Annotated in this window: 16 protein-coding genes; 5 read left to right on the top strand and 11 right to left on the bottom strand. The window is 57.4% G+C overall.

Going from position 1 to position 18,824, the window contains the following annotated elements; translation table 11 throughout:
• Positions 1-34 precede the first annotated feature (34 nt).
• From L6639_RS09540 to L6639_RS09520, 5 genes are all read left to right on the top strand, one after another.
• Complete coding sequence (locus tag L6639_RS09540) at positions 35-280, top strand: helix-turn-helix transcriptional regulator (RefSeq protein WP_237861103.1); 246 nt, start codon at positions 35-37, stop codon at positions 278-280.
• Positions 277-453: a hypothetical protein gene (locus L6639_RS09535; RefSeq protein WP_237861101.1), complete on the top strand. Its 177-nt coding sequence runs from the start codon at positions 277-279 to the stop codon at positions 451-453. Before L6639_RS09540 ends, L6639_RS09535 begins: the two co-directional genes overlap by 4 nt.
• Positions 453-641, top strand: coding sequence for a hypothetical protein (locus L6639_RS09530; protein WP_237861099.1), 189 nt, complete (start codon positions 453-455; stop codon positions 639-641). Before L6639_RS09535 ends, L6639_RS09530 begins: the two co-directional genes overlap by 1 nt.
• A 132-nt stretch (positions 642-773) precedes the next feature.
• Positions 774-3,752, top strand: a complete 2,979-nt coding sequence (locus L6639_RS09525) for a primase-helicase family protein (RefSeq protein ID WP_237861097.1) — start codon at positions 774-776, stop codon at positions 3,750-3,752.
• Positions 3,753-4,321: 569 nt separating this feature from the next.
• Complete coding sequence (locus L6639_RS09520) at positions 4,322-4,984, top strand: hypothetical protein (protein ID WP_237861095.1); 663 nt, start codon at positions 4,322-4,324, stop codon at positions 4,982-4,984.
• A gap of 60 nt (positions 4,985-5,044) precedes the next feature.
• Here L6639_RS09520 and L6639_RS09515 read toward each other — a convergent pair whose 3' ends face one another.
• The 11 genes from L6639_RS09515 to L6639_RS09465 all read right to left on the bottom strand — a co-directional run bounded on the left by L6639_RS09515 (position 5,045) and on the right by L6639_RS09465 (position 18,796).
• Positions 5,045-6,457: a hypothetical protein gene (locus L6639_RS09515; RefSeq protein WP_237861093.1), complete on the bottom strand. Its 1,413-nt coding sequence runs from the start codon at positions 6,455-6,457 to the stop codon at positions 5,045-5,047.
• 555 nt (positions 6,458-7,012) lie between these two features.
• Entirely contained in the window at positions 7,013-7,162 is a 150-nt protein-coding gene (locus tag L6639_RS09510) for a hypothetical protein (protein WP_237861090.1), read from the bottom strand.
• Between the two features lie 184 nt (positions 7,163-7,346).
• Complete coding sequence (locus L6639_RS09505; protein WP_237861087.1) at positions 7,347-8,261, bottom strand: DUF4238 domain-containing protein; 915 nt, start codon at positions 8,259-8,261, stop codon at positions 7,347-7,349.
• Positions 8,262-8,389: 128 nt separating this feature from the next.
• Positions 8,390-9,193 (bottom strand): hypothetical protein, encoded by an 804-nt coding sequence (locus L6639_RS09500; protein WP_237861085.1) that lies wholly within the window; start codon positions 9,191-9,193, stop codon positions 8,390-8,392.
• A 337-nt stretch (positions 9,194-9,530) separates the two neighbouring features.
• Entirely contained in the window at positions 9,531-12,047 is a 2,517-nt protein-coding gene (locus tag L6639_RS09495) for an Hsp70 family protein (protein ID WP_237861083.1), read from the bottom strand.
• Entirely contained in the window at positions 12,038-12,403 is a 366-nt protein-coding gene (locus L6639_RS09490; protein WP_237861081.1) for a hypothetical protein, read from the bottom strand. The genes L6639_RS09495 and L6639_RS09490 overlap by 10 nt, the downstream gene beginning before the upstream one ends.
• 12 nt (positions 12,404-12,415) lie before the next feature.
• Entirely contained in the window at positions 12,416-15,358 is a 2,943-nt protein-coding gene (locus tag L6639_RS09485) for a peptidoglycan-binding domain-containing protein (protein ID WP_237861079.1), read from the bottom strand.
• A 112-nt stretch (positions 15,359-15,470) separates the two neighbouring features.
• On the bottom strand, positions 15,471-16,349 hold the full coding sequence (locus tag L6639_RS09480; protein ID WP_237861077.1) for a DUF4238 domain-containing protein: 879 nt from the start codon (positions 16,347-16,349) through the stop codon (positions 15,471-15,473).
• Positions 16,349-16,822, bottom strand: a complete 474-nt coding sequence (locus tag L6639_RS09475) for a hypothetical protein (protein WP_237861075.1) — start codon at positions 16,820-16,822, stop codon at positions 16,349-16,351. Before L6639_RS09475 ends, L6639_RS09480 begins: the two co-directional genes overlap by 1 nt.
• Before the next feature lie 5 nt (positions 16,823-16,827).
• Positions 16,828-17,676, bottom strand: coding sequence for a restriction endonuclease (locus L6639_RS09470; RefSeq protein WP_237861073.1), 849 nt, complete (start codon positions 17,674-17,676; stop codon positions 16,828-16,830).
• A gap of 130 nt (positions 17,677-17,806) precedes the next feature.
• Positions 17,807-18,796, bottom strand: coding sequence for a DUF3644 domain-containing protein (locus L6639_RS09465; RefSeq protein ID WP_237861070.1), 990 nt, complete (start codon positions 18,794-18,796; stop codon positions 17,807-17,809).
• Between the last annotated feature and the right edge of the window lie 28 nt (positions 18,797-18,824).

Genomic DNA, 18,824 nt, shown 5'->3' with positions numbered 1-18,824 from the left:
TGAGGCCCTCGAAAGTTAATCGCGAGGGTTTCACATGACTGCACTCGAAAGGCGAACGGCCGAAGCCGCTGCCCACTATCTCGACGTTTCCCCAGCAACACTGGCGAAATGGCGCATCTCCGGTGAAGGGCCAAAGTTCGCGCGCATCGGCAAGCGCGTCTGCTACTTCAAGGAAGATCTTGACGCCTGGATGCTTGATAGGCGCGTCACGAGCACTGCCGAGATGCCTTCTACGCGTCGCCCCAACGCCGGCCGCAAGAAGACCGGGGAGGCTGCATGATGCGCGACCATCTCCTCAAGCCGGCCGAGCAGGCCGAGACGGACGCCGCGCTCATCGCCTCCCTGAAGGCCGAGAACGCTGCTTTGAAGGCCCGCATACGCAATGCTACCGCCGCTCTGAAGAAGGCTCTTGGCATCACTGAGGACACTATCGGCACCGAGACGGTGCGTTGATGTCCCGCTGTCGCGTCTCCCATCGCGTCATCTTCCCCGGCCGCGGTCGCGTGGTTCGCGTCACCGAAATCAGGCGCGTGCCGCTGGCGCCGTCGACGTTCCGCTTGCCGTGGGAGGGCGAGACCGCGACCACCGTGCCCATCTGGTCGTCTGAGCATCTGGCCCTATTTGCCGCGGCCGACAACTGAGAAGGAAGAACGAGCTTGCTCGCCCTTAGCGACAAGGCCTGAGACCCACCACCCCGCTCTGTGTGCGACGCCCGGCAATCCCAAAAGAAAACCCCGACCGGCGCGAAGTCGAAACTAAAAGGTACACTACATATGCACGCGAAAACTGACGAGAACAAGACAAACCTCGCAGCTCAACTTCGCAACTCCGCGGTGACTGACGACCAGCTCCGCGCCATCACCGCTGACCCCAAGACCGGCTATTGCGGTTGCGGTCCGGCCGACACCGTAGAGGTCGCAAAGGCCGTCCTTGCCGAACGCGAAGCCGCGAAGTCGGAGCCGTTCAAGCAAGCCGCTGTGCCAGCACCGCCCGCTCCGTGGGTTACCGCGTCACAGCCCGCCGCGCCGACGCCTGTCAACCCGCTGGCTCCGGTCGCATCTCCGACCGCGGCTCAGCTGGCTGCGGGACACAAGCAAGTGGCCTTCACCTTCGCGATGGACTCCAACAAATGTGGGGCGAAGGAGTACGTAGTCAATCCGGACGGCAGCGTGGGCAAGAACGCGCACGGCACCTCCCGCGGCCAGTTGGCGATGATGATGCAACCGCTCGACTTCACCGCCTCGCTCACCAACCCGCAGAACTACGTCATGCTGGGCCTGCCGAAGGGTAAGAACGTTGGTGAGGTCGTCGAGTACGGTATCAGCGGAGACGCGTCGTTCACCCGCAGCGGCGCACACATCGAGTACCGCAAGGACGTTCCTGGCATTCTGGTTTGCGACCTCGACCCCCGCGGTTCTGAGGACTGCTTCCCGGCGCTGGAGTACAGGGGCCCCGCCGCCTACCACGCAGATCTCATCAATATCTTCCCAGCTCTGGCGAACGCTGACGCCGTTTCCCACCCCTCCGGCTCGCACGGTGACCTGACGGAAATTGCCACCGGCAAGGTCCACAAACGCTCAGAAGGGACGCACTGCCGTTTCGCCATCAAGGACATGTCAGACATGCTTCGCGCGCTGAAGGCTTTCTCCGAACGCTCCGTCTTGCTGGGCCACGGTCACGCCTTCGTCGACGCCGCCGGTACAGTCCACATCCGCTCACCCGTGGACGCCTCCCTCTCAGCCATAGCGCGCCCTGTCTTCTCGTGCCCGGCCATGACGCCTCCAGGCTATGAGCTGCGCAACCGCCCGGCGCCGCACCACGTCTACGGTGAATTCCTCGACACCAAGACCGCCATCCCCGACCTCACAACAGCGGAGCGCACCAAGCACGACACCATCGTCAAGGACCTGAAGAACCGCCCCGACGTGAAGGCGCTGAGCAAGCAGCGTGAGGCCGCGTTCCTGAAGGCCAACCCCGCGTGGGCGCGCTCCATCAACTCGGTCGGCCGCTCCAAGGAAGGGTACCCGACGTTCATGCTGAGGGGCGCGGAGATGATTGACGTTGTGGGCGTCGGTACCCTCACGGCGCGGGAGCTGGGCCGCCGCTATGACGAACTGACGGACGGGGGAAAGCGCAAGCTCTACTGCCGCGACCCGCTCGACCCCGGCTATGGTAACGACAGCATCGCCATCGTCTACAAGGACCGCATTTTCTCATGGGCGCACCACGGCCGCATCTTCCAAATGCCCGGCACCGAGCCGCCACACTCGGTTGAGGACTTCGACCCGGAGACCGACAAGCGACTGTGGGACGAACTAGATGCCATCAAGGGCACGAAGACTGACGCGGGTTTTGCCTATGCGGTCACTCGCAAAGCTTTCTCCTACCGCCACGCCGCCATTCGCGATGGGGCCAACCTGCTCCTGCTCGACCGCCGCCACCTCAGCCAAGTCGACACGTCCGTAGGCCTCCTCTCCACGACCGCGTTCTCCGCCATCTACAACACGTACAACGTCGAGCTTCCGTCCTTTGACGATGAGGGCAAGGAGGGCGAGCCGTTCACGGTAAACCTGCCTTTATGGTGGTACAAATCCGAGTACCGCCACGTCTACGACAACCTCGCGTTCGCCCCGATGGGTAAGCGTCCCGGCGGGAAGCCCGTTACGTCGAACGCATTCAACTTGTGGCGCGGGTTCTCGTGCGAGCCGTGCGAGCAGGGGAGCTGCGAGAAGTTCAAGGCCTACCTACGTGACATCATCTGCGGGGGCGACCGTCGCGGCTTCGAATGGGTGTGGCGCTGGCTGGCACACCTCGTGCAGCGCCCTTGGGAGAAGCCCGGTGTGGCCCTCGCCCTTACGGGGGAGCAGGGCGTCGGTAAGACCACGCTTGCTGAGATAGTTGGGGCACTGTTCAACCCCAAGCACTTCATCGCGGTCGACAACATGGACCGGGTGACCGGGCAGTTCACCAGCCACTTCGCCCTCGCCATTGTGGTGCTGCTCGACGAAGCGTTCTGGACCGGCGACAAAGCCCGCAACGGGCAGGTCAAGAGCAGCATCACGTCGCCTAGCGCCCACTACGAGTCCAAAGGCAAGGACGGGTTCACAATCGACAGCTACTCCCGGTACATCTACGCCAGCAACGACGAACATGTCATCAATGCGGAGCTTTCCGACCGCCGTCACACCGTCTTTGAAGTGGCCGACCATTTCGGCGGAAACCGCGAGAAGCGTGACGCCTACTTCGGTGCCCTCCGCGCCGAAATGTACGAACAGGGCGGGCTCGCCCGTCTCTTCTGGGAGCTTCGGCAGTTCGATGTCGGGGACGGTCGGTTCTTCCCCTATGAGAACGCGGCACGGGCCAAGCAACAGGCCCGGACGCTAGAACCGGTCGCTCAGTTCGTCTTCGACCACCTGACGGGCGGGACCGGGTTCTGGACCGAGGAAGGGGCGGGGATGCGCCTCCCTACGCCCGAACTCTTCGAAGCATTTGAGAAGTCCGGACGGGACGCCGCACGCCACATCGACGTCCGTTCGTTCGGCATCCGCCTCCCCAAGGTGCTTGACGTGCACAAGGTACGTTTCAAACATGGTTCGGGCGGCACCATGGTCCGCGGCTATGTCTTCCCGACGCTCATCGAAGCGCGCCAGTCGTTCGTAACCAAGACCCGCATCGCGGTGAATTGGGAGACCGGCGAAATTGTCGGCACTGTCCCGTCGTGGCTCCGCTGGTCCGCGGGTGACGCCTCGTGACCGTGCCCTTTACGCGCACACCACTGCCGATGTTCGCCGAACTGCCGATGTTCATCCAAACATCGGCAGCGGTTTCGCATCATGTTTTACGGGGTACTGCCGATGTTGCCGCTGTTTCCGGGTACTTTCTCCCCAATCGCTCGGACGCGAAAAACGCCCTCGGAGGGCGTGTAAGGATTCAGGTGCATAGACTTTCCTCCGTTTCATTCGAACTCCCAAAATATCGGCAACATCGGCAAGATCGGCAAACACCCTGTAAAACGTAGGACGAAATCACTGCCGATGTTGGTGCCGATGTTGCGCGTAAACACCCAACATCGGCAGTTGCAAGCGGAAACGAGGAGAAGGAACGACATGAGCCGAAAAATCGTCAGCGTAGGCCTGACCAGGACGTTAGCAGCGACCTACGAGGCCGCAGCGGAGCGTGAGGGCGTGCCACTATCGTGCGTCCTGCGTAGGGCACTGGAGGAGTTCGCCACGACCCTACCGCCGGCGCCCCCAGCACCCGCGACGACCTCTCATGTCACGCTCGCAACCCCAACGTCCGCGTCAACTGGAGGAGCGCTCCCATGGGCGTGAGGAGGGGCACCCCGAAGTCCGACGGCACCGAGCTCGTCGTCATCCCGTCCGGCTTCCTGACCAACGGCGCGCACTACGGACTGACAAAGGAAGCTGCGGCCGCCCTGCCGTTCCTCCCCGCGCGCGGCAACGCCGACGTTGGTCGGGACGTGGACGAGTTGGCGACCTCGCTGAGGGCCAAGGGCGTGGAGGCGACTCTCGCCAGCCATGCGGCGACGTTCGCCTGCGCGCTGAGGGCGATGGCCCACGCTCAAGACCGGGGCGATGACCCGACCTCGACCGCTGCAGTGCTCTCCACCAGGGACAGTGACCTCGACGGTGGCCCGTCTAGCGCCCCCTTACGCGCTGCCGGGTGCTTCGATGACCTCATCAACAGCATGTTCCTCATCCAGGGCTCCGAGGTGTCCACCAACCCTGCCAAGCCCTCCAAGCAGCCGCTCTCCGAGCGTATGGTTGAGTTCGAACGTCGAGCTGCCGTCGATTGCGCCCTAGCTGCCGGTTGGGCCTGCATCGCGACACTGGCGAGCACCGAACCGGCACGCTGGAGGACCACCTGCTACGCGCTGGCCGACGTGTTCGGGCTCAAGATGCGCGACCTCGACCGCATCACTCTTCAGTCCGTTCACCGAGCGCGTGGCGTCGTAGGGGCATAGGAGCCGGGAACCCGGTGTCACGCACCGTCCGGCGGGCTGAGGGCCAGCCGCGGCCATTTTTTACGGTCGAATTTCCACAATATCCGACCAAGCCGACAATGACTTGTCGAGGCCTTTGCGGACTTCCTTTGCGCGGTCCACGGCATTCGGCTCCTTGAACCGCACAATGATCTTTCCATTTCGGAAGCCAAGCTCAACCTCGATTCCTTGAATGGGTTCCCGATCAACATCGAGCCGCTTGAAAACGGAATATCGATTCCATTCCTGGATAACGTCGACAAGAATCCCGAGATAGGCGATGGGATCGTCGTCCAGCGCGAGCTTGCCGGGCCACTCGGGGTCCAATTCATTCGCGTCATCTTGCTGTTGGACGTTGTGGAGAGCAGATGCTGCCGTTCCCCATACGACACCAGTCCACCAAAAAGTCGGGCTCCATCCCCCAGCGTCGATGACTTTTTGGACGAGCGGGGTTGGAGGGTTCACTTGCAGCGCTGCGGCGCGAAGACGGTAGTAGTACGTCGACGCTAGGAGTTGAAGCAGGCCGCCACCGACGCCGTGGTCGAGAATGCGCACCTTCGGCTTTGGGAGACCGCTGTCGATCAACCCATTGAACACTTTTCGGAGAGAACGAAATCGCCGCGCCATCCCCGGGTTGCCAAATCGTTCGTAATGGTGTGCCCAGAGATCGAAGCTGTCACCGGAAAAGTCGGCCAATTCCGGGCCCGTAACGGCCGGCGGAAGGCTGCTGTTGACGGCCGAGAATAGTTCGTTCAAGCCACCCACAGTGCGAAGTCCGTCGGCGATGTCTCCCAGCGTTCCGGTCCGATCAAACTTTGGCGGAGCCAGATCGCCGCCAAGCTCGTTGAAGAGACGCTTGCGCGTGTCGACCAAGTCGATGTTATAGTCCAGCCATATGGCCCGGTTGAAGTAGTGCCGGGCAACGTGTGCGCCGAGTTCCGCTTGCTTACTAGAATCTTCGAGGGACATCCGCGCTAGGCCCCCCTCGAACATATATCCGATATCGTGCAAGAGCGAGACGTACTGCCAGACGCAGCCGAAGAAGGCTGAGCCTGTCTGGAATGGCTCAGTCGGGTGGGCAGCGTTGGGGACCCCGCGCTTTCTGAACTCGACGGCGAGAGCGTCGCGCAGCTTTCGGCTGTGCAGGAAAAAGTACCAACCGAGCAGGTAGTTGTAGAGGGTGTGCGATGAGTGATCCCGCTGTTTTTCGTATTCGATGGTGCCAGAAATCTCCCTCCGGAGCACCGCATCGCGAAATTGACCGAAATCGGCAACGCCAATGGTGGAGAGAACCTCCAACACCACACGATTTGAGGCGGTGAGCCGAACCTCGTCCATTGTGGCGGTCAGAAACCGCTCCAGGTGCTGGAAGAAGTTCGGATGACAGCCTTGATGGAAGGCGTGAAATTTGGACTGCGAGGCTAGTCCCCATAAGGCGTCGGGAATGACTTTCATGGAAATCTCGCGGGACTCTCTAGAGATCGAGGTAAACCGAGGAGGATGCGGGCCGGTGCCGCACTTACGATCAGGGGAGCGCCCGCGACACGCCATCCATGGGGGGACTTGCAGGGAAGAATCGTCGAATTAGGTCCCGCTCTTCCGCGACGTCCTAACGAGTCGATGACATGAATGCCAGCGCCATCTGCATGCACCACCAATACGCAGTGGATGCCAGCCCAATCCTTCCTCACGTGACGCATGTGAAACGTCAACAGCACAGGGCGTCCTTGCTCAGTTTCGTGGGCCAGGACTGGCGTCAGTCGTTCGACCGAAAATGTAGTGAACTTACGCCACTGGAGCGGTTTGCGCGGTAAGAAACTGGCTACGACATCCAGCAGCCTCGGATGAGTGACGTAAGGAAATTTTCTGTTCGAAGGGTTGTGAAATCGATCGATGACATGTTGGCGCTCACGCTCGACGCCGTAGAACCATAAAAGATTTCCGACTGCACAGACGGCACAGGAACTCGATCCTGTTGACTGGTAGAGCATGCCGCCCAGCAGCCCCGGATCATGACTGCGGTCGAGAAAATCCGCCGATCCCGCCCTTCGACTTCCTGACCTTTTTTGTCTTCTTTGCTGCGCTCTTCTTGGCGGCCTTCTTGGCCTTCCCTACGCGCTTTACACCCTTCCTCGCGGACTTCTTGCTCATTTTTGCCATTGTCGCTTCCCCAGTGAACAAACTAACATCGCAATAGTATTGAACCAAGAAAACAACCGCAAGGTGGGCTTTTGGGGGATAGGCTATGCAGTTGAAAGCGTGAAGGCTCACTGGCCCGGTAGCTTCCGCGGTGCATGACGATTGACGCGGTTGCGGTATCGGCGAGGCACCTCAACCTCCTTGGTCAGGTCTCCCCCCGGGCCTGTTTCTCGGCGAGTTGCTTGGTTCGGTCGGAAATCAGTTGCCGATCGGGTAGGGTGCAGATGTACTTGGTTACGAAGCTTAGGGCGCTGTCATCAACTCCCCATACGTACTGCCGGGCCTGTCGGACGGTGCGCTCGTTTATCTCCCGAACCATCGCGGTCTGCCTCGCGGGGGAAAGTCCCGCAAGCTTCAACGGTTCGTGGGTGCCCGTGAAGATCATGCGGGGTCCTATGGGCAACACGACGTAAGATTCCTTCATTCCAAGGCCATAGGGCATGTCGAGCGGCCGGTCCGAAGTCAGTAGGGTGTGCCGGGAATGAGGGAAATTCACGCGCCCCCATTTGAGGTCCATGATCCCGTTAGCGACCGGTTCGCTGTTCATCATCTGCTGCAGCAAGTTTGAAGCCGCCACCGCTGGAGCGTGGGGGTCGGTCTTGGCTAGAAACTCGTCGAAGGTTACAGGATCACCCGGCTGTCGCTGTTTGTCATAGTTTTTCCTGATGCTGTCGATACCTTCCGCCCAAAGCCGCTTCATCTCGTCCTTGACCAAAGCGACGGCCTCCGGGTTGCGGAAAATTAGGGAGAGAATGAACCGCACCCAGGCGTCGCGCTCCGCCGCGTTCCACTGCCTGCGAGAGCCCGATTCAAGCCGCCGTATGCAAGTGGCCGCTTGAGCATCGACCATCTGCATGAAGCTTCGCTCGAAGTACTGTGCGAGCTGGGCAGGGACGCCGTCGATCTTGTAGAGGTCTTTTTGATACCCAGTGCCATCAGGCGCCTTGGAATGGGCCACGACCTTGCCCCACACCTTGCGCATTTCGCATAGAAAGCCGTTTGCAGCCCACTGCTTGAGATAGAAAACCGGAATGTAGTGATGTTTGCTCGGGTCGCTCAAACCGCCTTGGGCTCCTCGCCCTTTAAGTTCTCTCGACGTGGGTATCGAACAGCTCAATCAACCCATCAATTCAGCGCGTACGAGATGAGACGGCAATAGTTCTTGATGGCCTATGAGAATCCTTCGGGCTAGTCTTTGGGCTTAAAGGACGCAATAGCTTTTCGCACTGCGTCCTCCTCCGCAAGGCGTTCCTTTTTCTGTTTATCCTCCTCGAGGATGAAGAGGGTCGATCGCTTGAGGATTGGAAAGAAGGCAAGGCAGTCGTTCTCACTAAGCTGGTGGATGCCCAAGCTGACGATGGAGTAGATCCTCCGGTTTTCGACGAGGAACGCCGGGAGGTGGGATTTGAGCATGTCGATCTTCTCGGCCATGCGGGATTCGTTGAACTTCTTCTCGTCCCAGCCCTCCGCTTCCTTGTACTCCTGAAAGCGCGAATTTATGAGCCGCTCGAATATCCTGCGCAGGTAGACGAACGCACCTATTCCGACGCCATGAGAAGCAAGGCCGAGAGCCTTATGAAATTCACCTCTGTCCTGGGCCGTCAGGAGCTTGGAAAACTGCTTGCTCTCGTCAATTGCAATATCCGCGAACGAAGGATACTGACCGATCTTCGCTAAGTCCGCTCGGCCCACATGGATATAAAACCTGAGCCGATGATGTTCATGCCGCGTGCACTTGATTACGTAGGTGACGTACGTTTCGTGCGATGTGAACTGGAACCCGTGAGGTACGGAGCCCGATTGTTTGGCAAATGTCCTCCGCTCACTACATCCGGGGCAAAATCCGTCAAGTCGCAAATCCTCCTCGTTGAAGAGAATGTCTCTCCGCCGCTCGGTGAGCTTGATGGAATTGTAAAGCGGGGTCTTGAAAAGAAAGTTCTCGGCGAAGTCCGACCCGAAATCGCCATCAAAATCATCGTCGTCTAACAGCATGATTCACGACTCTGAATAACTTGAGCATAACACCCAAAAGGTGCCGAACAGGTAAGCTTCCCAAATAAAGACACTCAGCTTCAAAAAGGCAAGAGCGGCAACGCGGCTCTCAAACGACACGGGCGATGGCGCTCACTCGCGACAACGAGCCCGCCCACCACAATGATGACGATCACGATGATCGGACCGAGCAAAATCGATGCGACGATAACAAGCGCACAGAACGACAGGCCTCCAGCCGCAATGCCAACATCCTTGAGCGCACGCCCGTCACTGACCACTTAGCTATTGTCAGACAACGTCTGAGTCGTAACATTGCGATAAATGCACGATCTAGCTAATCTCTTGTTATTCCCGAAAGGATCTCTCCTCTGCCAACTTCCGACGATTGCACCAAGTTGTCGGTTAGTCTGAAGGTGATTTCTCGCAGACTATCAGGATCGCTACTCTGAATCGCTACGGTCCCTCGCCGAACCAGGTCATCGTGAAGCTGTTTGTCTATAGCGGCCGCGCGATTCTCAGCGAGGGACTCAAACCGAGCAATCCAAAAGTCAGGCAATTTGGCGAGGGAGCTGAAGACAATACTCCGAATCTCATCGAGAGAGCGTTGAGCGTCCAGAATGGAGTGAGGTCCAGATCTATTAAGTGCCTCTCTTGCCAAAGCAGCGAGCCGCTGAACCTGTGTATTGACTCGCTCATCGAGAACCGATGCGACACTGAGTGCGAACCCCTCAACGAAGTGATCAACCTCCGCCCGCACACTGTTGCGAACAAACTCTGGTCGATTCTTAATTCTCGCCACTTCCTGTCGAATCAGCCGAGCATCTTCGGAGACTGATTTGCGAGTATCAGCGTCGGCAGCAAGCTCCAGCGTTCCTCGCAACTTCCCCATCCTTGATCGCAAACCTCCAGCAAGCTCCGAAACATCAGTCCCAAGCGCCCGCTCTAGACCTTCCACGTCATCTCGGGCCTTTGCTAGGGATTCTGTTGCCAATCGTTGCCCTTCCGAACCATCGTAACTTCGGTGTCCTTCCGCTGAGACGTACATTTTCCCAGTTTCGTACGTCTGGCTAATCTTCGGAAACTCAAGCTTGCAGTTGAATAAGCCGTTTTCGTCGATTGACCAATGAATGATTACTGGATCACCTCGTCGGACGATGTCGCCAGTGGCCAAATCAGACGCATTGATGCGGATCCCGCCCACCGCCAGATTCAAAGACGGGTCAGTCACGTCGTCAGCTTGCTCATATACTTCGAAGTCGAGATATCCGTCGCCTCCTGATCGCAGGTCTCGTGATGCTCTGAATTGCTCCGCGCCCCGCTTAGGCAGAATAGTCCCACGTTTAACGATCGTGTGAAGCGTGTTCTGTTCAGCGCTAGCCGTGCTCTCCAGGACTTTCACCGCCAGATTATGTGTCATGGGCATTCCCGCCGCACTTGCGTCGGTGCGAAAAACCAAAATGTCAGTACGCGTGCTGGCTCCACTGACATCCGTGATTTCCACGACAAAGCGGTTTTCACCGCGATGGGCTAACGGAACATCGCGAATCTCGGTTGCACTGTTCAAATCGTACTGCCCTGACACCCATCCACCGTCGCTCTTTAGCTGCAAACGTGAGCCGGAAGCCTGTCGAGGATTGTTAACGCGAACGCGAAGGCGAAAAGATGAAGATGAAACTCGTGCGGGATAGTCGAAGCGTACGTCACTCGTTTGCGAGGTAGCACGGGCCCCCTTTGCGGCAGCACCGTCACTTGTCCACTCTCGGCTCTCTGCGAAAATGGCAGCTCCGAAGGCAACCGAAGTCATAGGGTCAGTGTCAAGATCGACCCGAAGTCCGAGCTGCGCGGCGATCCTCTCGCGAACAATCGGCATGCGACTTGGGCCACCGATAAGGACAATCCGATCGATATCATGAGCGCTGTAGCCTGCATCCTTAATAAGGGATCGGCACAATTCAATTGAGCGATCAATTTCGTCGACTACAATTTCTTCAAGTTGACCCCGATCGATTTCGACGTCGAGATAGATGTCAACCCCATTACGATCCTGTGCACCGATCTGACTTTCATCAGCGAAGATTCGGTCATGCATCTGGGTTGAAAGCGCAATCTTTGACATCTCTGCCCGATAGTGTGCGACCCGGATAAGCCGCTGATATTTTTCATCGCGCTGAAAGTCGTCAGCCAAAGCGAAATTAGTAAGGAGCCAAGGCCGCACTATGGAATTTACGATAGCCCTATCGAAGTCTCGGCCGCCCAGCATGTTGATACCAGCATGCGCGATGACGGTGGCGGAGCCGGATATTGTTTGAACGATGGCAGCATCGAAGGTTCCTCCACCAAGGTCATACACGAGAAATTGCCCATTCTTGTTCGAAGAACGGGCGATTGAAGCCATAGCGGCGGCAATAGGTTCCTGTAGCAAGGCAACTTGAGTTAGGCCCGCGGCAGCGGCCGCTCTCATGGTAGCTTCTGACTGCATTTGGTTGAAGGCGGCGGGGATGGTAACAACGGCGCCTTCAATGCCGAAGTCACCAGCGTTCATCCGAGCCTGGGCCAATAGGGTTTTTATGACCTCGCAACTAGCTTCCTCGGCCGTCATCGTGGTGCCGTTTGCGAAGCGAATCGGACTCGACGTGCCCATCAAGCGCTTAAAGCCTTGCGCTACGCTCTCGGGTGAAAAGGCTGCCTGGTCATAGGCTCGTTTGCCAACCAACATTCCGCCCCGACGATCCAACATGATTGCGCTCGGAAGCACATCTGTGCCTTCAGGGGTTTTGAAATGACGAAGTTCGCCGCCACTATTTCCAACAATGGCCGAGTTCGACGTGCCTAGATCAATGCCTAAATACATTGTTGCTGATCCTTCTTCTCTACGAGAAAAACCTTACCCGTGAGCACCACTTGATCATTCAGGAGAATCGTGGGTTCAAGGGTGCGCTCTACGATGCACGTATGCTCGGAACTCACGTCCTCAGCGTTTACCGCAGTTACGGGCAGATTGATTTCAAATTCAGCGCCATCGAATGTGGTGATTTTGATCCCCGCTCGGTCGAGAATCGTGTCTAACCTTCCGTTGGAATATCGAGCTTGCGCATTGAGGCGATTGTGATGCGCGTCCGGGGTCAGCGCGATGCTTCGTTCAAAAGCCCGCGCCAACTTCCAATATTCAGACGCTAGTTCGACGAGATCATTTTCGCGGAGTGGCATAATGAGATCCTCTCAGCTGGGGCAACGCAAGTATTTGGTGGTGCCTTTAGGGCTTGACCACGTCAGGGTATCGTTCGAACGAGCGAGGCTGATGGTCGCTTTTCTGGTTTCGCCGGACACTGTGCAAACCGCGGCAACCTTCCAGGTGACGCCGGACCCCGAGAAAGATTGAAAATCGCATCGTGCACCGTCCGTTTCTGCGCCCTTCGTCGTCATTGTCATTATGAGCGCATCCGAGCCCCCAGTTGCACCCTGGCACGCCCGAAGGTCGGTTGTCCAAGCGCCCGCAACGACAGCCGAAAACGCAGCCTCTAGATCGGCAGGCGTACTAGGCGCATTGGCCGCCATGAGTCGTTGCTCGGTGTCGATATCCCATACGTCATTCGCTTCGAGACCATTCCTCATCTTGAATTCCTTTAGAGCGTCTCTCGATGCGGCACTCCAGAGGTTGTTATTGCTCGCGCGATAGTATCCCAGCTCTCGCAGTTTGTTGTGTATACGCGCGGCGTCGTTGCGGTTGAGCGGATTGACAGTCGCGCCGCCGCGCGGAGCATAATAGGAATCTTGGATTGGGTCAGCTGGTGTCGTGGGTTTGCCTCCCGGCATCGCACGGATAACGGCGGTCGAACCCAATCTTCCGGCCGTGGCACCATCGTAGATGTCGTCAGCCGGCAGACTGTTGGCCTTTTTGAAGGCTCTTAATGCACTACGCGATTGAGGTCCCCAAACTCCATTCACCGGTCCGCGAAAGAACCCTAACTCCAAAAGACGCTTCTGCACCGCGTTCGCGACGTCGAGATCGAGTAAGTTTGTTGCTGGATCGTCTAGCTGGGATGTCTCCGACCTAGAAGCGGGCACTCCAGGGAGTTCTGGCGGCAGCTGCGTTGTTGGTACGGTTGGCGTGACAGGCTTGGCATCGAACGGTGAAGAGCCCGGTCCTGGGGCACTTGAAGACGTTGGGCGCGAGCGCCAAGTGGCCGACATGCTGCGGCCCTCTTGGATTAGCGTCGCTGCCCTGCTTCTTACTTCCTCCTCGACGATGCGTAGGTCGTTTTCGTAGTATCGAAAGTTGGAGCAACGCGCGTTGTAATCATCGGCTAGCTTGTTGAATTCGTCCGTCTCAAAGGAATTGCGTAGGTCTCCTTCGATGCTCTTTAATCTAGCCTTTTGGAAGCGGCAGTATCGGATGTTCGATCTGGTGAGGAGACTGCCCGACCCAGTAGGAGGCTTCACTTCTGACAGATCAGCCTGTTCCGCAGGGGTGGGCGGAGTCCAGGTGGGGGCCGGGAAGGTATCGCTGCTGGGGCGCGGGACTTGATAGGGCGGCGAGGGCGCTTCAACTGGGCGTGTTGATGGGGCCGGGCGTTGGCTCGAGGGCCCGGAATTATTCGACAGATTCGCGCCAATAAGAGCGGCGGCTATCAAGCCGAAGAAGACCCATTTTGCAAACCGGACATTCCGTTGGCTTTGTAGCTTGCTTCGGAGCTGGCTATACAGGGCGCGATCTTCAGGCGGCAAATCGGTTTGAAGAACCTCATCTAGGCCCCGCAGCGCAGCCGAAGTATTTCCGCTTTCTACCAGCTTCAATACCCGCTTCTCGTTCGCATTCTTGGTGACGGCGCGAAGGTCGTCGCGAAGTTTCTCAATAAAATCCGCTGAGGGAGTGGTGTCGCGGGACAACCGAAGAAGCTGCTCAATGATTACCCTCGCAGCTACCGGAGAGTTTTCCTCATTGTTTAGATCGATCGCGAGGCCGCGTACCAATATCCAGGGCAGATCGGCGAGATTCGAGCCTTCTAGTTCTGCTACCGTGGCCAGAAACAGATTCCAAAGTTCGTGAGCCGCTCCTTTTGCAGAAGAGCCGAAACCGCTGTTCTCAAGGTCAGCGGCGATGGTCCACTTCGATACGCCGTCTATGAATTTCTTGAGCGGCGTAATTTTTCCCTCGGTGATTCTCTCCTTCAATAACTGAGCATCTTCAGCAAGCTGCTCGGACGCCCTGGGAAGCGATCTAAATATCTCAGAGGCCACTTCGGAGATTGAGAGCGCTGAAGCAAAATCGCCATGCTCGTTAGCGCGATCAATGCAGAGACTCCGAATCGTAAAACAAAGTTGGCGAGAACGTGTTTCATCCCGTCCCTTTTGAGCCTCTGAGTCGATCAAAGGCTGCGCCAAGTTGAGCCATCGTCGAAGATGGTCCAACAGCTCGCCAATATCCCCGGTCGTTGCTGGCCTCGTCCTTAACTGTTCAACAAGTTGGGTGATATGTTCTTCAAGCTCGCCTAGTTCCGACGAGGCAAACTGAGAGTATGCTCGCAACAGTCTGTCTAGTGCCTGCAGTCGATCTTCGTCAGGCGCGGCTAGAATTCGCCTTGTGCCCTCACGGAGCGGGGCGGCCGCGCTGTAGGCATTCTTGAGGCCGGCTAGCATGGCTTTGATGTGCTGCTCGTACAGTGTACTGAGCGCCTCCTCGACGACCTCCAGCGAGGGGCTCACCATGCCGGCTTGACGCCGCGCGGACTGGATCTTCGCTAAGAGGTCGGATGAAGAGATTTGAGCGTGTGCATCCAAGATCGAAAAAAGTACGTCACTCGATGCTGGCGAGCGGGCGGAAACATCAGCAAGAAGATTCGATCTTGAAAGCGGAGCCGTTCTTTCAGCTTCTTTCAGAATTGCTGAAGGTGTCGAGCCGTTCAGGGCTCTTACAAGACGATCGACGTGACTTGGCGGGGTATCAAACAGATACGATAGTTCCGCACCAGTCCGCTGGCGGGGATTAATGAGGGCCTCGCGAGCCGCCACAATATCGGCTTCAGGCACTTCGCCGTCGGCTAATGCGTCTTCGACCGCTTCTGAAATCCGGTCCAATGGCGTGGTCGGATCAACTCTAAGAACGAAAAACGGATTTCTAAGCAGCTGAAACGACCGTACCGCTCCTTTAGAAATGTTAGACATGCTCCAGGCCCCCAACCGTCAAGCTATGCAACCGGAAGGCGTTTTTGAAGCTAAACTTTCTGCCCAGGTTGGCCACATGGCGGTTGCGAGCGTCTCGCCACTCCAAGAGGTCTTAGGGTATAGGAGCTGACTCCATAGCAGTATGAATACGCTTTTTGATGAAGATGGTTTGAGACTCGTCCTGAGCAAATACAAATCGGCGGGCGCGCGAAACGACAAAGAGGTTGACCTCGCGGATGACCTTCTCGGACTTCTGACTGCGTACATTCATGATCGACTGAGGACTGTTTGCCGCAAGGAAAAGTTTTGTCGGACTGATAGGCAGAGCGATGAAGCCTTGGGAGTTAGCGAGATTCATATATTGAAGCGGCCGGTCTGAAGTCAGCAATCGGTGAACGCCTTTGCTCAGGTCGATGACGGACCAGTGCATGTCGTTGATATGCTTGCCGAGCTTCTCGTTGTCGAACGCTTTGATGATCGCATTGAGACTGACCTTCACAGGAATGAGCGGGTCGATGGCCGCAATGTATTCGTCGAATGTCGCAGGATAGTGCGACTCCTTCGTCTTCTCGTATTCTGCTTGCGTTGACGCCTCCGTGTCTTTCCAGCTCTTCACGGTTGCGGTTCTCAAATCCACCATCACGTCAGGATGGCGGATGATTAGGCTGATGAGGAAGCGCGACCAGCCGCTTCTCAGTTCGGCGGTCCAGATATCTTGACCCGTGAGGTGCATTTGTATTGCATTCGATGCCGTGTTGTCGGCGTACTTTAGGAACACGTCTTCGATGTGCTGCGTCATGTCGGGCGGCAGCTCGGGAAATGCATAGAGGTCGGTTTGAAAGCCCGTGCCCTTCGGCCCCACCGGCTTTGCGATGAGTTTGCCGTGCTTGATCGTATACTCGATCAGTTTCTTGTTCTGCCCGCGCCACTGCTTCAAATAGAAGACCGGAATGTAATGGTGGTCGCGCGGCTTGTTGTTCGATATCGACATTAGCCCGTCATCATGCGGCAACCGACAGCGAACGTATTTAGATCGATCTCCGCGTGGGTCCAATTCTCCCGAGATTCGTCGTGCGCTGTGGTCAGCACAACTGGTTTCTTGGGGTTGTCAAATACCCACTCGATCTTCTTAGCGTGAATGATCTTGTTCGCGACATCTCGTATCGAAAGGGGCCTAATGTTCCCACTCTTGAGGTGAAGCGTTCCGAACGGAGAGCCCAGAGACCCGTCATCGAGGTCTTCATGGTCGTCCAGTGTGCGAAAGAGCAGCACGAGCTCGATCATGGCCCGCGTGGCCACCTGCTCGGGAATCGTGAATAGGACTTCGTCGATGTGCTCCCAACTGCCAGTGAAGCTGGTCCGACGAAACTCACGAAGCGGGGGCTGTGAGTACGCGAATATCATGACCACGGACAAATTGTCGATGATGACCTTGGTGATGGGAAATGCGAGCTGGTGAGCCATAGGCTTCATTCTTTCGGTGTTGGAACAACCGAGACCACTATCGTGCCGTCGGGATTGGTGGAGGTGACGAAGTCCGCCTTGAAATTGCCGATGGAGACATTCGCGACGGCGAATTGGGTGATCTGGTCGTCCTTGTCATGGTCGCGGTAGTCGCGTAACTGGAATGGCGCCTTTGTGATCCTATTCTCGTATTCGATCGTCATGACCACACGGGTGGTGTGCTGGGTCACGCCGTCGATAACCGTGCTGAATCCGGGCACGATGTCGACATGGACTTCGTGCTTCCCAAGGTCTCTCGGCAAGTTCGACCGATTTGCGTCGATAAAGCTGCACGCTGTGGCGTTGATGGCTTCGTTGGTGAGCGGCTCCCCTTCTGAGTTGAGCAGGTCCGAAATCTGAACGTCGAGCATCGACTCAAAAGCGACAAACAACCTGGCTTGAATGAGTTCGACCGAAAAGACATTGAGATCGGTGGGCTTGAACCAGTTGAAGCCATCGACCTCGTCCAACGTCAGACAGCGAATGCCGTAATGCTGCGCCTTCGTACGCGCGGTGTTGTGGAAGCCCTTTGAGGAGACGATGACGCCGGAATTGATGCCAGTGTCGTTGCATTTAGTGTGAAACGCCTCTACCGCGTCAACTCCGACCGGCCTTGACCTGTCACGGCATTCGAGAGCGACAACGAGTTCGTGATGGTCGTGAGTTATCGTCAGCACGACATCATGCTCGCGCTGTTTTCCCGTCACCTTGTCCGCGAAGAACTTCGGCGACTCGATCTTGATGTTCGTGCCCGCCGCACGCGCTGATTCGATGATGCGAATCAGACGTTGCAGGTCCTTGCCATCGTTGGCCATACACTGTCCCTATGGAATTCGGTGGGAATATACCGCAAAGGCTCGTTCGCAGGGCTCTGACGAGGCAGAGATGCATGCTGAGGGTGGCGGGCTATCTCTCAAACGTATTGCTTGATCGCGCCGCAGCCCTTCAAACATAGTGCTTCACGATCTCGTCTAGCATGGCCGGGCTGTAAAACCGCTGCTTTGAGCTTTTCTTGTTCCGTGGATCGAGGAGACGGACGCGACAAAACCGCGGATCGTCCTCAAGGGGTCTGCGCAGCTTGTGAAATCGCTCGTTCTCTTTGAAGTTGGGTGTCTTCCGTAGCGCCTTGCAAAGCGTCCGGTAGTCCCAGGGGTAGCGCTTCAGCATATCCTCCTCGCTCAACGTCACCCGAATGGCATTAGGGTCGTTGGGCGAGACGATGACCGGTATCGCCTGCGCGTTGGCGTTCCGGACGAACTTCAGCTCGACCTCCACGCCGACGTTGAAGGGCTTGGCAGCCTCGAAAGGAAATTTCCGCTCCTGATCGGCCAACAGCTTCGCGAGCTTGCCAGCGGCGCCTTTGGTGTCATCACCGAAGACCGTCTGTATGACTCCGGCCGATGTCTCGAAGGCGACGGGCATCAGCGCGAACTGATACTGGGACAGGTCGCGATCAAACCATGTCCTTGCAGCGAAAGCGAAGTTGCGCAGCGCGGCGGCTCCGACCTGCTGCACCCTCTTATGCAGGTCTCGGCCCACATTGTGGAAATGGATCGCGTTGTCCCTGATCTCCATCAGGAGCGAGATGTTCTCGATAGCGTGGTCATCAATCGAGTCTTGCGCGTACTGCCTCACGATGTTCGCCCCGGGCAGCACGCCGATGGTCATCGTGTTGCCGGCCCGGTTCTTTTTCGGGGCGAGCCTCTTGCCCTTGCCCGTCTTCGTGACCTTGGGCTCCCATACCTCGATAGAGCGGAGCTTGCTCCGGTTAGCCTTGAGGATGCGCGCCTTGACCAGAAGTTCCCACGCATTCAGCATCAGGATCGCAAAGGTTTCCTCCCGGTATTTGAAGCCCGGTTTGTTGTAGACCTCGATTGCCGCAACGGCGGCTTGGGTCGCTTTCTCGACAAGGTATCCATAGCGAGGGCGGCGCATGGTGAAGCGAATCGGTTAGGTTGCACTG

Origin of the sequence: Bradyrhizobium zhengyangense (assembly GCF_022012555.1) — a bacterium.
GTDB lineage: Bacteria > Pseudomonadota > Alphaproteobacteria > Rhizobiales > Xanthobacteraceae > Bradyrhizobium > Bradyrhizobium zhengyangense.
Note: the sequence above shows the minus strand (reverse complement) of the source record. Positions and strands in the feature narration are given on the sequence as shown.

What these genes read in the sequence shown, in the direction of transcription:
- L6639_RS09540 (WP_237861103.1), top strand. Translation starts at nt 35, where the DNA reads ATGACTGCACTCGAAAGGCGAACGGCCGAAGCCGCTGCCCACTATCTC.
- L6639_RS09535 (WP_237861101.1), top strand. Translation starts at nt 277, where the DNA reads ATGATGCGCGACCATCTCCTCAAGCCGGCCGAGCAGGCCGAGACGGAC.
- L6639_RS09530 (WP_237861099.1), top strand. Translation starts at nt 453, where the DNA reads ATGTCCCGCTGTCGCGTCTCCCATCGCGTCATCTTCCCCGGCCGCGGT.
- L6639_RS09525 (WP_237861097.1), top strand. Translation starts at nt 774, where the DNA reads ATGCACGCGAAAACTGACGAGAACAAGACAAACCTCGCAGCTCAACTT.
- L6639_RS09520 (WP_237861095.1), top strand. Translation starts at nt 4,322, where the DNA reads ATGGGCGTGAGGAGGGGCACCCCGAAGTCCGACGGCACCGAGCTCGTC.
- L6639_RS09515 (WP_237861093.1), bottom strand. Translation starts at nt 6,457, where the DNA reads ATGAAAGTCATTCCCGACGCCTTATGGGGACTAGCCTCGCAGTCCAAA.
- L6639_RS09510 (WP_237861090.1), bottom strand. Translation starts at nt 7,162, where the DNA reads ATGGCAAAAATGAGCAAGAAGTCCGCGAGGAAGGGTGTAAAGCGCGTA.
- L6639_RS09500 (WP_237861085.1), bottom strand. Translation starts at nt 9,193, where the DNA reads ATGCTGTTAGACGACGATGATTTTGATGGCGATTTCGGGTCGGACTTC.
- L6639_RS09495 (WP_237861083.1), bottom strand. Translation starts at nt 12,047, where the DNA reads ATGTATTTAGGCATTGATCTAGGCACGTCGAACTCGGCCATTGTTGGA.
- L6639_RS09490 (WP_237861081.1), bottom strand. Translation starts at nt 12,403, where the DNA reads ATGCCACTCCGCGAAAATGATCTCGTCGAACTAGCGTCTGAATATTGG.
- L6639_RS09485 (WP_237861079.1), bottom strand. Translation starts at nt 15,358, where the DNA reads ATGTCTAACATTTCTAAAGGAGCGGTACGGTCGTTTCAGCTGCTTAGA.
- L6639_RS09480 (WP_237861077.1), bottom strand. Translation starts at nt 16,349, where the DNA reads ATGTCGATATCGAACAACAAGCCGCGCGACCACCATTACATTCCGGTC.
- L6639_RS09475 (WP_237861075.1), bottom strand. Translation starts at nt 16,822, where the DNA reads ATGGCTCACCAGCTCGCATTTCCCATCACCAAGGTCATCATCGACAAT.
- L6639_RS09470 (WP_237861073.1), bottom strand. Translation starts at nt 17,676, where the DNA reads ATGGCCAACGATGGCAAGGACCTGCAACGTCTGATTCGCATCATCGAA.
- L6639_RS09465 (WP_237861070.1), bottom strand. Translation starts at nt 18,796, where the DNA reads ATGCGCCGCCCTCGCTATGGATACCTTGTCGAGAAAGCGACCCAAGCC.